The sequence below is a fragment of the Pedobacter cryoconitis genome, assembly GCF_003259615.1.
Lineage (GTDB): Bacteria > Bacteroidota > Bacteroidia > Sphingobacteriales > Sphingobacteriaceae > Pedobacter > Pedobacter cryoconitis.
Genome location: NZ_QLLR01000001.1, coordinates 317,262 through 330,169, shown reverse-complemented (window position 1 = coordinate 330,169; position 12,908 = coordinate 317,262). Strand labels below are relative to the sequence as shown.

Annotated in this window: 9 protein-coding genes; 5 read left to right on the top strand and 4 right to left on the bottom strand. The window is 41.7% G+C overall.

Features of this window, described 5'->3' with window-relative positions; translation table 11 throughout:
- Positions 1–121 precede the first annotated feature (121 nt).
- A complete protein-coding gene (locus LY11_RS01415) occupies positions 122–3,082 on the top strand; it encodes a VIT domain-containing protein (RefSeq protein ID WP_111631941.1) in 2,961 nt (986 codons plus the stop codon).
- Between the two features lie 84 nt (positions 3,083–3,166).
- On the opposite strand, the gene LY11_RS01410 is transcribed toward LY11_RS01415, so the two are convergent.
- The 3 genes from LY11_RS01410 to LY11_RS01400 all read right to left on the bottom strand — a co-directional run bounded on the left by LY11_RS01410 (position 3,167) and on the right by LY11_RS01400 (position 5,372).
- Positions 3,167–3,847 (bottom strand): type 1 glutamine amidotransferase domain-containing protein, encoded by a 681-nt coding sequence (locus LY11_RS01410; protein ID WP_111631940.1) that lies wholly within the window; start codon positions 3,845–3,847, stop codon positions 3,167–3,169.
- Positions 3,848–3,858: 11 nt separating this feature from the next.
- A complete protein-coding gene (locus LY11_RS01405; protein WP_111631939.1) occupies positions 3,859–4,854 on the bottom strand; it encodes an NADP-dependent oxidoreductase in 996 nt (331 codons plus the stop codon).
- 80 nt (positions 4,855–4,934) lie between these two features.
- Positions 4,935–5,372: a MarR family winged helix-turn-helix transcriptional regulator gene (locus tag LY11_RS01400; RefSeq protein ID WP_111631938.1), complete on the bottom strand. Its 438-nt coding sequence runs from the start codon at positions 5,370–5,372 to the stop codon at positions 4,935–4,937.
- Between the two features lie 119 nt (positions 5,373–5,491).
- Here LY11_RS01400 and LY11_RS01395 point away from each other — a divergent pair, with 119 nt between their 5' ends.
- The gene (locus tag LY11_RS01395; RefSeq protein WP_111631937.1) at positions 5,492–6,028 is read left to right on the top strand and encodes a hypothetical protein; all 537 of its coding nucleotides are present in this window, start codon (positions 5,492–5,494) and stop codon (positions 6,026–6,028) included.
- Here the strand turns inward: LY11_RS01395 and LY11_RS01390 are convergent.
- Positions 6,025–6,471, bottom strand: coding sequence for a DUF2059 domain-containing protein (locus LY11_RS01390; RefSeq protein WP_111631936.1), 447 nt, complete (start codon positions 6,469–6,471; stop codon positions 6,025–6,027). The genes LY11_RS01395 and LY11_RS01390 overlap by 4 nt on opposite strands.
- Positions 6,472–6,701: 230 nt before the next feature.
- Between LY11_RS01390 and LY11_RS01385 the strand changes: the two genes are divergently transcribed.
- The 3 genes from LY11_RS01385 to LY11_RS01375 are packed head-to-tail and all read left to right on the top strand — an operon-like array spanning position 6,702 to position 12,907.
- Positions 6,702–7,973: a Gfo/Idh/MocA family oxidoreductase gene (locus LY11_RS01385; RefSeq protein ID WP_111631935.1), complete on the top strand. Its 1,272-nt coding sequence runs from the start codon at positions 6,702–6,704 to the stop codon at positions 7,971–7,973.
- 45 nt (positions 7,974–8,018) lie between these two features.
- Positions 8,019–11,438 carry a DUF1080 domain-containing protein gene (locus LY11_RS01380; RefSeq protein WP_111631934.1) on the top strand — a complete coding sequence of 1,140 codons (3,420 nt, stop codon included), beginning with the start codon at positions 8,019–8,021 and terminating at the stop codon, positions 11,436–11,438.
- A gap of 8 nt (positions 11,439–11,446) precedes the next feature.
- A complete protein-coding gene (locus LY11_RS01375; RefSeq protein ID WP_111631933.1) occupies positions 11,447–12,907 on the top strand; it encodes a Gfo/Idh/MocA family protein in 1,461 nt (486 codons plus the stop codon).
- Position 12,908: the final 1 nt, after the last annotated feature.

Here is a 12,908-nt window from a genome sequence, read left to right as displayed (position 1 = left end):
TCCTTTTAAATTGTTGATATATCCTATTAACAGTATACTACCGGAAATGTTTAGAAAAATTTATTCCATAACTTCTATTATGGAATAACCGCACTGCCCGCATCTGAATAAAAACTACTTTATGAAACTACGATCTATTTTTCAGCCCCTGGTCTTGCTATTCTTTCTTTTGCTTACCCAGTTTACGGATAGTAACGGCCAAACTCCCCAGGTTAAAATTTTGGGTACAACAGCTGCAGCTGCATTAAAAGCAGTCAGCCTGAAATCAGTACATATCGAAGTACAGGTTTATGGAAACATAGCAACTACAATGATGACGATGTCTTTTGTGAATACCAGTTCCCGCATTCTGGAAGGAGAACTTACTTTTCCAATGCCAGATGGAGTGAGTATAACCGGGTATGCGCTGGACATCAATGGTAAAATGAGAGAAGCCGTGCCTGTGGAAAAAGCAAGAGCTACAGAAGTTTTTGAGAGCGTGGAACATCGCAGGGTAGACCCTGGTTTATTGGAAAAGGTGGAAGGAAATAACTTCCGTACCCGTATTTATCCTTTTCCTGCTGGTGGTACCAGAACCGTGAAAATCAGTTATGAACAAGAGCTTCATTTTTCTCCTGAACAAGAACTCCGTTATCACTTGCCATTGGATTATAAAAAGGCAGTTCCTGAATTTTTCCTGAAAGTAAGCGTGTTGGAAAGTAAAGAAAAACCCTCGATGAGTGAGCAGCCTGATGGCAGTTTTAGTTTTCAGCGCAAGGATAAAACTTATATTGCTGAAATGCAGCGTAAGGATTTTTCCCCTCTGCATGGACTGGTTATTAATCTGCCTGCCGGGGATACTGCAATGGATGCCTTGATGCAAAAAGCAGGGCAGAGTTATTATTTTCTGGCCAATGTGCTGGTGAATGCACCAGCACGTACACACCATTGGAGTGATCAGATCGGGCTGATCTGGGATGTATCTTTAAGTGGTTTGCAAAGAGATCAGGCAAAAGAAATCGCCTTGTTAGATGCAGTGATCAAAGAGAAAAAAAACCTGACGATTAACCTGGGCTTATTAAATAATACTTTTAAAAAGGGTGGGATATTTATCATTAAAGACGGAAATTGGAAAGAATTAAAAGCGAAATTAAAGCAACTGGTTTATGATGGAGGTACTGATTACAGTCAGCTCAATCCGGGGTTGCTTCAGGCAGAAGAGTATTTGTTTTTCACAGATGGCTTATCAGGTTTCGGACCGGCTGTAGTATCCCTCAATAAACCTGTATATATGATTAATTCTTCTTTGCGCGCAGATTTTAGCCTGCTAAAAAATATCAGTGCTAAAACAGGCGGACAGTTTATTAATTTAAATGTGTTAACTGCAGCGGCTGCCTGTCAGCAAATGACAAAGGAAGAAATGCAGTTTATAGGTGTCAAAAATAATCCGGGGATCAGTGAGTTGTATCCTGCTTTACCTGTGCGCGTGAATGGTTACCTGAGTATTGCAGGCTTGGCTGCTTCGGGAACTGAAAACCTGGTGTTGCAATTTGGTTATGGTAAAGAAGTAACACTGGAGCGAACTGTGAAGTTAAATGCGGCTGCCCAAAATGCAGGTGTGATTGATGTCAGCAAGATCTGGGCCCAGAAAAAGCTCTCGGATATGGATGTGAATTATGAACAGAATAAAGAGAAAATCAGTCAGCTCGGGCAGCAGTTTGGCATCGTGACCAGGAATACCAGCCTGCTGGTACTGGAATCAGTTGATGATTATATCCGCTATGGGGTCGCACCTCCTGCAGAATTAAGAGCAGCTTATGAGAAAGAAATGAAAGGCAGGATACGGGAAAAAGAGAACCGGAAAAAAGATTTGATGGAAGAAGCTATAGTGATGGCTGCAGAATTGAAAAAATGGTGGAACACCGTTTTTAAACCGCAGAAGTTTTTCCCTAAGCCTGAAAGGGTAAATGCGGCCGGGTATCCGGTAGCTGCAGCTGATCAATCTGAAGCACCATTAGCAAGGCAGAATTCGGCGATCAGGATCAGGGGAAATAATGCCCCGCACAGACAGAACATCACTGAATCCAGAGAAATGTTAGCTGAAGTTGTGGTGAATTCATCGGCAGCGAAAGGTAAATTAAGCAATACTGCTTCAGCTGATGTAACAAGCAGAGCAGCTGCAGAACAACCTGTTATTATCATTCCTGAATTCAAAAGTGATCAGGAATATATGAAAAAGATAAGTGGCAGTCCGGATCAGGCTTATCAGCAATATCTTTCGGTTAGAAAAGATTATCAAACTACACCTTCTTTTTATCTTGATATTTCCAATTGGTTCCAACAGCATCAGGATGTGGACAGAGCATTAATGATTTTGAGTAACCTCGCTGAACTGGATTTGGAAAACGCTGAAATCTATAAAACTTTAACCTGCAAACTTAGAGAAACAGGCCATGTAAAAGCTGAATTGTTTGCCAGCCACAAGGTCCTGGAGTGGAGGCCTATGGATGCGCAAAGTTACCGCGATTATGCACTTGCTTTGGCAGATTGCGGGGAGTATCAACGCGCACTGGATACCTTATATACCGTGTTGAATCAAAGCTACAGTATGGATAATGCAGACCGTGACCATGGTATTGAAGAGATTATCCTGGCGGAAATTAATAACCTGATTAACCTTCATCGCGCAAAGCTGAATAGCAGGAAGATAGACAAAAGAGTTATTTTTAATCTCCCGGTTGACGTTAGAGTAGTGATGAACTGGAATAAAAAGGATACTGATATAGACCTTTGGGTAACAGATCCCAATGGTGATAAGTGTTTTTACGGTAATAAACGGACTAAAGCGGGGGGAAGAATCAGTGATGACTTTACAAGTGGTTATGGGCCTGAACAGTTTATGCTTAAAAAAGCGATCAGGGGCACTTATAAAATTGAAGTAAATTATTATGGGGATAGCCAGCTCAGTATCAGCGGGCCTACTACAATAATGGCTGAGATTTATACGCATTATGGCACTAAAGACCAGGAGCGTAAGATAATTGCATTGCAGCTCTCTGATAAAAAACAGGGTGGTGTATTTATAGGAGAATTTACTTTTTAAGGTAGCTGGTTATCAAATCTGTATAAATAAGTATACCGTCTGCTGAATATGCGGCAGACGGTATACTTATCAATTTGAATTCAGTTATTTTTTCAATGCTTTTAATAATTCTAAGGCTGCTTCCTCCGAAGAACCCGGATTCTGGCCAGTGATTAATAAACCGTCTTTTTTTACATACGGTCCCCAGTCAACCCCTTTGCTATAGCTTCCGCCTAATCTTTTTAATTCGTCTTCTAAAAGGAAAGGAACTACATCCGTCAGTTGAACGGCCTCTTCTTCAGAATTTGAAAAGCCTGTTACCTGTTTACCTTTTACTAAAGGATCGCCATTTTCATCTTTAACTTTTACCAAAGCTGCAGGTGCATGACAAACCAGTGCTATCGGTTTTTGTTGCTGAAGGAAGGTTTCTATCAATTGAATAGAAGTTGTATCATTCGCTAAATCCCACATTGGGCCATGTCCGCCCGGATAAAATACAGCATCATAATCAGCTGCATTCACCTCGCTTAATTTTACAGTTTGTGCTAATTTGCTTTGCAATTCCGTATCCTGATCAAAACGGTGCGTAGCATCGGTCTGGAAATCCGGTAATTCACTTTTAGGGTCAATAGGGGGCTGACCACCTTTTGGAGAGGCCAGCGTTAATGTTGCACCCGCATCTGCCAGTACATAATATGGTGCTGCAAATTCTTCTACCCAAAAGCCTGTTTTTTCACCTGTGTTGCCTAACTCACTATGTGAGGTTAATACGATTAAAACTTTCATATAATTTGTTTTTAGATTTTTACGATCATTTTACCTTCATTCTTACCTTCAAAAAGGTCCATAAAGGCTTCCGGAATGTTGTTGAACCCTTCTACAACAGTCTCTGTATAATTTAGTTTACCATCTTTCAGCCAGTTTGTCAGTTGTGTAATTCCCTGTTGAAATTCAGCAGCAAACTCCGACACGATGAACCCGCGCATCAAGACACTTTTAGTAACCAGGATTGGTTGTAATCTTGGCCCTGTTTGTGCTTCTGTTGCATTGTACAAAGAGATAGCACCACATACCGGAACCCGCGCAAATCTGTTCAGGCTGGCCATTACTGCATCAGAAATATCGCCGCCTACATTGTCAAAATAAATATCTACACCATCCGGACATGCCGCTGCGATGGCTGCTTTCATATCTTTTGTTGTTTTATAATTGATAGCTTCATCAAAGCCAAAACGGTTCTTCAGCAGCGCTGTTTTTTCATCAGTTCCAGCAATTCCAACTACCCGCAGACCCAGTATTTTACCAATCTGTCCAACAATACTGCCTACTGCGCCAGCTGCACCTGAAATAACCAGGGTTTCGCCTGCTTTTGGCGCACCGATTATTGTTAAACCCAGGTAGGCGGTTAAGCCTGTCATACCTAGTGCGCCCAGATAAGCGCTCAGGGGAGCCGCTTCAGCATCAACTTTGGAAAGCCCTTTTCCACTGGAAACCTGAAATTCTTTCCAGGCTAAAGCGCCGGAAACGAAATCGCCTTTAGTGAACCCGGTATGGTTAGATTCAACAACCTCAGCAATAATGCCGGATTGCATTGGCTCATGAAGCTGAAATGGGGGGACATATGATTTTGAATCGTTCATCCTGCCTCTCAGGTAAGGATCAACAGATACATATAGTGTTTTTAGTAAAACTTCATTTTCGCCTGGCACTGGCATAGGCTCAGTGAGAAATTTAAAGTTGCTAAGCTGTGGTTTTCCAACAGGTCTGCTATTTAAAGTGATTACATTATTCATAATTACTGGTATTAATTTAATTATCTATTCTTCTGTTCCCCTGGATTTATAATCCATGGATTATATTTAGGTAAATTTTTTTAAGGACGCATTTTTTCTAAAAGCTCATTTAATAAATTTGCATGTTCATCGCTGATGCCCAGAGAGATATTGTTTAAAATCTGCCTGCCTTGTATTCTTAATTTTTCTCCCGCAGGGGTTAGTTTAATATAAACAACGCGTTGATCGGAAAGGTTTCGTTCCTTTTGAATTAATCCTTTTTCCATCAGCTTATTTAGCAGGCGGGATACATTTGGCATCCGGTCAATTAAACGGTCTTTGATTAAATTAACGGTTGCGCTATGCTGTGGTTGCCCATTTAAGATACTCAGCACATTAAACTGCTGTAACGAGAGCCCGGTTGGTTTTAAAGCAACAGAAATTTTGTTTAAAATCCAGTTTGCCGTGAAGATGATATTAGTACTTACTCTTTGCTGAGCATTTAAAAACTGATGCTGTAATTCATCTTCGATCTTCATGAGGCAAATATATATACCATGGATGATACTTTGGCTAAAAGCATTTGTTTTTTACATTGTATTGATGTTTGAAGGTAAGCAAATCAGTAATTTTAGCTATCAAACTGATCAATTTAAAGATGAGCCAAAATGATTTAACTCTGGATTATGATGGAAATAATGTATGTATTACGATTAAGAGCAGGGTGAGTTTCCCGCACCGGATATTTTTAATCTGTTGTAACCTGGTTTTTTTAGCAATGGGAGTGCTTGCTATAATTTTCCGGATGCCCGCAGTTGCGCTTGCGGCCATATTGTTATTGGCCTTTTATTTAAGGTATAGCTTATGGAAGCTTTACGGGAGGGAGCGATTGACAATCAACAAAAGGCTGGTGACTTACAGCAATAGTTGTCTTTTTTTTAAAACACATTTACAGACCAGGCAGGTCGGTAAAAAAATAACAGTCATCCCTTATGAGCTGCATGGACAACGGAAACCGAAAATGGTCAATGTGATTTTTGAGACTTGTAATATCAACAATGTGCCTGAAAACGTTTATGAGTTTTCTCTGCCTGTCCAGGTAGATCAGGCAGAGATGATCAGTTATATGCTCAGTCTTTTATATTTGAATAAAGTAAGTTTCGATTTTAACAAGACTAAAATCTGTCTGAATTAGTTTCCTTTTTCAGCAAGCTTTTTAGCAAATTCTTCCCCGATTTTCTGACCCCATACCTGTCCGGCCTGCATGGATTCTTGTGTAATGGCAGGGGTTTGTTCTGCAAATCTTTTTCCTGTCGGGGTATCATAAAATGCAGTCATGTTTTTAATATCTTCCAGTGATAAGTGTTTTTGATAAACTGGTAAAAGCAGGTCCAAAAGCTCGTTGATTCCAAGTTTGTGAAATGACTCTGCAAGGCCGTCCCAGATCACTTGTTTTACTTCTGGTCTTTGTGTTTTATAGGATGTGATCATCTGATCAATTACAACCTTAAAAGTTTGCTCCGATCCGTTGGCGATCATCATCTTTCTAAAGCTTTCTCTGTAAGCTGTGTTGTCCTGGCTAAATGATAAGGTAGCAGTTAGTAAGGTAAGCGCAAGTAACAGGACTATTTTCTTCATATTGTTGTTTTTTCGTGCAATGTTAAGGAAAATAACGGTTAATTGGTGCTTTAACTTTATGTTAACAATATGCTTTTTATCAATAATGATACATCGGTTATTCGGTAATAATATTATATTTGGAATAAGAGCGCAGCTGTTTTGAAGGTTGGTGGGGAACGTATTAAAATAAAAAAACTGAACAATACCCGTACAATAATATATATGAAACCTAACCAAATACAATATATATGCAAGCTGAAGAACCAAATTCAAGAAGAAACTTCATCAAAAAAACGGCGGTGGGGCTTGCCGTATTCTCTATTGTCCCGAGATACGTCCTTGGTGGAAATGGATTTATAGCCCCAAGTGACAAACTAACTAAAGCTGTTATCGGTGTCGGCGGAATGGGCCGGAACCATTTTCCTTATGATGGTACACAAGTTGTAGCAATTTGTGATGTGGATCAAAGGCATCTGGCGCTGGCTTTGCCAATGCTGGATAAAGGCGTAAAAACTTTTAGTGATTACAGGGAGCTGCTCAAGCTTTCTGAAGTGGATATTGTCCATATTGCTACCCCTCCGCACTGGCATGGTATTATGTCTGTTGATGCAGCAAATGCAGGCAAAGATGTCTGGTGTGAAAAGCCAATGACTCATAGTATTGGCGAAGGAAAAAGGGTGATGGAAGCTGTACAGCAACATGGCCGGATCTTCCGCCTGAATACCTGGTTCCGTTTTAAAGATGATTTTTATGGCATGGGAACTCCTGTAAAACCGATTAAGAAATTGGTTGACAGCGGACTACTGGGCTGGCCTTTAAAAGTTACGGTTGGTAAACATACTGGTTTTGACTGGAAATTTTACTGGGTAGGAAAAGACAATTTACCTGTCGAGCCTGTGCCCGCAGAACTGGATTACGAAGCCTGGCTGGGACCTGCACAATACAAGCCTTACAGTACGCACCGTGTACACCAGACTTTCAGAGGGTATTGGGATTACGATGGCGGTGGATTAAGCGATATGGGACAGCATTATATCGATCCGATCCAGTATTTTCTGGGTAAGGACGATACCAACCCGGTATCGGTTGAAATAGATGCACCACAACAACATACAGATGCAGTAGGTACCTGGCGCAGAATCACCTATACTTATGCAGATGGTTGCCAGATTATTCTGGATGGGGAAGGAAAAGATACCAACGTACCTTATATCGAAGGGCCAAAAGGTAAACTCTACCCGGGATTTAAGTCAGATATTCCTGATTTGGAAAGAAAACTGGCCAGTTTCCCTGATCCTGCACCACAAATTACTGATTTTACGCAGGCGGTGAAAAGCAGGCAGCAATTTGCATTGAATGAGCAGAATGGTCATCGTTCTTGTAATATCATTAATATGGGATTGATTGCTTTACGCTTAGGACGCTCTTTGAAGTTTGATCCCGTAAAACAGGTATTTATAGATGATGATGCAGCTAACAGGTTAATTAACCCCGTTTTGCGTGCACCATGGACTATTTAAATCACTCATTTTTCTATTTACAAACACGCTAATTATTCCCAGCTCATGATAAAAAAGATATTTTTTATGCTGTTGGCTGTTGCCCTGTTACAAAACAATTGTTTTGCCCAGGAAAAAACAGAGCAGCGCACAACGACTACCCAAATCGCAGATTTATATGCGCAATTACCTGCTCAAAATGCTGAGTTGTTGACAGCAGGCATGCAGGAAATCTCCAATATGGGAGAAGAAGGTTATGCAACAATGATTGGCGGCATGGCGGCCGGGGGAAAAGGCAATAATGCTTTATTGGAATATGCGGTAGGTGGTTACTCTGCTTATGCCAGCAAAACCGGGCGTGAGAGTGCAAAAAAGATGAGCATTGCTGCTTATTGTAAAGCCTTAACGAAATTATCTGATCCTAAAAATAAGGCCTTCATCATCACTCAGCTGGAATTAGTTGGCGATGATAGCGCAATTTCCTGTTTACAAGGATTTTTAAACGACAGTCAGCTTTCAGATCCTGCATCAAGGGCACTGGTGAAAATCAACTCTCCGGCTTCTAAAAACGCGTTATTAACTGGTTTGGCAAAGGCTGCCGGCCCGGCACAAATTGCTATTGTAAATGCTTTAGGGGATAGCCGCTCTAAAGATGCAGCAGCAGCAATCAACAAACTTACAGCTGATGCGCAACCTGAATTAAAGAAAATAGCTTTATATGCACTGGCCAATATCGCTGATCCTTCGTCAGAAAAAATAATGACAGAGGCGGCAGAACAAAGTGGTTTTCGCTATGAAAATACGAATGCTACTGCAGCTGCATTACTTTATGCAGAAAACCTGTTAAAAGAGGGAAACAATACTTTATCTGGTCAGATTGCCGAATCTTTTCTGAAACAGGCATCGGCAGATAACCAGGTCGGTATTCGCTCTGCTGCGCTTAAAATATTAACAGACAGCCGTAAAGGCCAAGGTTCAAATATTTTGATTGAAGCAGTAGCTGACAAAAATAGTCAATACCGTGCTGCGGCATTAAAATTTGCGGTACCTTATTTAAATCCGGCATCTACAGTGCTCTGGATTGCTAAACTGGAAAAATCTGATGCAGTTACCCAGGCAGAAATTATCAATATGCTGGGTGCAAATGAGGTGAAATCGGCCCTGCCTGTCGTCCTTAAATTAGTCAACAGCAATGATCAGGCGGTTAAATATGCAGCGATCAATGCGGCAGCCAATATAGGCCAGAGCCAGGTTCTGGGTGACTTGCTTCGCGTGATGAGTAAAAGCGATGCGGCTACAGCGGCTGTAGTTTCTGATGCGGTTAAAAGAATGAAAGGTGACGGTATTACGTCTCAATTAGCACAATATACAGCGAAATCGAATCCTGCAATGCAAATTGCCTTGCTTAATCTGCTGGCATCACGTGCAGCAAATGATCAGCTGACCACAGTTTCTGAGCTGCTGAAAAGTAAGCAACCAGAAGTCAGACAAACGGCTTTTACGGCTTTGAAATCGGTTGTGACCAGTGCTGACCTTCCTCAGCTGTTCACTTTATTGAACGAAACCTCCGATCAAACGGCATTAATAAGTATCCAGGATGCAATTATTGCAGCTAATCACGGAACAGCAAACAAAGCAGGGCAAACAGATTTGTTATTGCAGCAAATGGATAAGGCTTCTGCTGATAAAAAACCTCTTTTTTATAAAATGCTGGCTAGTTTAGGTGGTACTAAAGGCTTAGAAGCGGTTCAAAATGGGTTTAATACAGGTGATGCGCAACAACAAAAATCGGCCATCGCTGCTTTGGCTTTCTGGGCCGATGGTGAAGCTGCCAGACCGTTGATGCGCATAGGGAGAGAAACTAAAAACAGTGAGCAGGTGAACCAGGCAATTGACGGCTACCTGGCTTTGGTCAGAAAAGGTGATTATCCTGCAGAACAGCGGTTATTGTTGTTGCGTGAAGCGATGAATTTAGCTAAAACTCCTGCACAACAACAGCAGATATTAAAAGATGTAGAAAATGCTAAATGCTTTAACTCGTTAATTTTTGCGGGCAATTATCTTGATGATCCTGCGCTTGGCGCAACAGCTGCCAGTACAGTGATGAACATCGCGTTAGCTGATAAAACTTACCAGGGAGCTTTGGTTAAAGGTTATTTGGCTAAAACAATAGCGAATTTAAAGGGTGCGGATAGTGAATATCAAAAACAGGCTATACAGAAATACCTGGCAGAAATGCCGCAAGGTGAAGGTTTTGTTTCCATGTTTAATGGCAAAGATCTTACTGGCTGGAAAGGTTTAGTAGAAGACCCGGTTAAAAGGTCTAAAATGGAGCCGAAAGATTTAGCGGCTGCACAGGAAAAAGCAAATGCTGAAATGCTGGATAGCTGGCACGTAGTGAATGGTGAACTGCTATTTATGAGCCATGGAAATAACCTGGCGACCATTAAAAAGTATGGTGATTTTGAAATGCTGGTGGACTGGAAAATTATTGACGACCACAAGCAGAAGGGGGATGCCGGGATTTATCTCCGCGGATCTCCACAGGTACAGATTTGGGATAATGCAAGGGTAAATGAAGGTGCACAGGTTGGTTCTGGTGGTTTATATAACAATCAGGTGAATGAAAGCAAGCCTTTAAAAGTCGCTGACAATAAACTGGATGAGTGGAATACCTTCCGCATTTTAATGAAGGGGGATCGGGTAACGGTTTATCTGAACGGTGAACTGGTTACAGATAACGTGATCCTTGAAAATTATTGGGACAGAACGCTCCCAATCTTTGCAGAAGAGCAGATTGAGTTACAGGCACATGGATCTCCGGTTGCATACCGTGATGTATATATCAGGGAGATTCCACGTGTAAAACCTTTTGAATTAAGTTCAGCAGAAAAAAAAGAAGGTTTTAAAGTTTTGTTCGATGGAACGAATATGCACAACTGGATGGGCAATACTACCGATTATGTGATTGAGGATGGCAATATTGCAATTCGTCCGAAACCGGGAAAAGGCTCGGGTGGTAATTTATTCACGAAGCAGGAGTATGGAAATTTTGTATTTCGCTTTGAATTTCAATTGACTCCGGGTGCGAATAATGGACTGGGAATCAGAGCCCCGCTTGAAGGGGATGCAGCTTATGAAGGAATGGAATTGCAGATTTTAGACGATAACGCGCCCATCTATAAAGATTTACACGCTTATCAGTTTCATGGATCAATTTATGGAGCCATTGCTGCAAAAAAAGGGTTCCTGAAACCTGTTGGAGAATGGAATTATGAAGAAGTTATTGTAAAAGGGGCGAAAGTTAAAGTGATCTTAAATGGCACAGCAATTCTGGATGCGGATATTACGGATGCGCGAAAAAATGGGACTGTCGATGGGCAGAAACACCCGGGACTAAGCCGTGAGAGTGGTCATATTGGCTTTCTGGGCCACGGTTCCCCAGTACAGTTCAGAAATATAAGAATCAAGGATTTAGGTAAATAACAAATTTTATGATTGAAGAGCAAAAAGATTCAGCTGCTGATAATTCAAGAAGAGACTTTATTAAAAACTCTGCGATTGCAGCAGCAGCATTTATGATTGTACCCCGCCATGTTTTGGGAGGAAAGGGGTTTTTAGCACCTAGCGACCGTTTAATGGTGGCGGGTGTAGGAGTTGGAGGAAAGGGGGAGAGTAACTTAAGCAATATCTATAAAGGAGGAAAGGCGGATATTGCTTTTCTCTGTGATGTAGATGACCGCAGAGCGGCGAATTCAGTGAAGAGCTTCCCTAAAGCAAAATATTACAAAGATTACCGGGAAATGCTGGATAAAGAAGGCAAAAATATTGATGGCGTAGTTGTTTCTACGCCAGATCATAACCATGCGATGATTGCACTGGCTGCCATGCAGTTAGGGAAACACGTTTATGTAGAGAAGCCTTTATCTCATGACATTTTTGAGGCGCGTAAATTAACTGAAGCAGCAGCACGTTACCGCGTAGTAACTCAAATGGGTAACCAGGGGGCATCAGGCGACGGGGTAAGGCAATTACAGGACTGGTGTGATGATGGAGTGATTGGAAAGGTACATAATGTGTATTGCTGGACGGATCGTCCGATATGGCCACAGGGAATTCCATGGCCGGCAGCAGGTGGTACGCCGGTTCCTAAAGAACTGGATTGGGACCTTTGGCTGGGCAGTGCGCCTAATAAACCTTATATCGATAAGCTGGTTCCCTTTAACTGGCGGGGCTGGTGGGATTACGGGACGGGAGCAATTGGAGACATGGGCTGCCATTTGGTAGAGCCTCCTTTCCGTGTATTGGGTTTAAGTACGCCGATTGATGTACAATGCAGCGTAGGAAGTATTTATATTGATGAATTTAAACGTGGATATTTCCCGGACAGCTGCCCGCCTTCAAGTCATGTGATTATGACTTTTGAGAAAACTAAAAAGACGAAAGGCAATTTGCAGATTCACTGGATGGATGGAGGAATTAAGCCTGCCCGTCCTGAGGAACTGGGTGCAAATGAAAGCTTTGGTGCTAACGGTGTTTTATTTGAGGGAACAAAAGGTAAAATGATGTGTGATGTTTATGGGTCTAATCCAAGGCTTTTACCTTTAACGCGCAACAATGAGGTACATACTAAACAGAGAATAGCGCGCGTGAAAGGCGGGGTAGACGGTCATTACTGGCAATGGGTAGAGGCGGCTATTGCAGGTTATGGAAAAATACAGCTGAGTTCTCCTTTTGATATTGCAGGTCCGCTTACTGAAACGCTTTTGATTGCTAATTTAGCGATCAGAGGTAGTGAAATTCAAAAGCCAAAAGCTGGTGGAACAGGGTTTGACTATCCTGGAAGGGATATTAAATTGCTGTGGGATAAGCAAAATCTGCGGGTAACGAATTTCGATGCGGTAAATCAATATGTGAAAAGAGAATATCGTCAAGGATGGAGTTTAGGTGCTTAAT

Coding starts and splice junctions, on each gene's coding strand:
- LY11_RS01415 (WP_111631941.1), top strand. CDS start 122: ATGAAACTACGATCTATTTTTCAGCCCCTGGTCTTGCTATTCTTTCTT.
- LY11_RS01410 (WP_111631940.1), bottom strand. CDS start 3,847: ATGAAAGTTTTAATCGTATTAACCTCACATAGTGAGTTAGGCAACACA.
- LY11_RS01405 (WP_111631939.1), bottom strand. CDS start 4,854: ATGAATAATGTAATCACTTTAAATAGCAGACCTGTTGGAAAACCACAG.
- LY11_RS01400 (WP_111631938.1), bottom strand. CDS start 5,372: ATGAAGATCGAAGATGAATTACAGCATCAGTTTTTAAATGCTCAGCAA.
- LY11_RS01395 (WP_111631937.1), top strand. CDS start 5,492: ATGAGCCAAAATGATTTAACTCTGGATTATGATGGAAATAATGTATGT.
- LY11_RS01390 (WP_111631936.1), bottom strand. CDS start 6,471: ATGAAGAAAATAGTCCTGTTACTTGCGCTTACCTTACTAACTGCTACC.
- LY11_RS01385 (WP_111631935.1), top strand. CDS start 6,702: ATGCAAGCTGAAGAACCAAATTCAAGAAGAAACTTCATCAAAAAAACG.
- LY11_RS01380 (WP_111631934.1), top strand. CDS start 8,019: ATGATAAAAAAGATATTTTTTATGCTGTTGGCTGTTGCCCTGTTACAA.
- LY11_RS01375 (WP_111631933.1), top strand. CDS start 11,447: ATGATTGAAGAGCAAAAAGATTCAGCTGCTGATAATTCAAGAAGAGAC.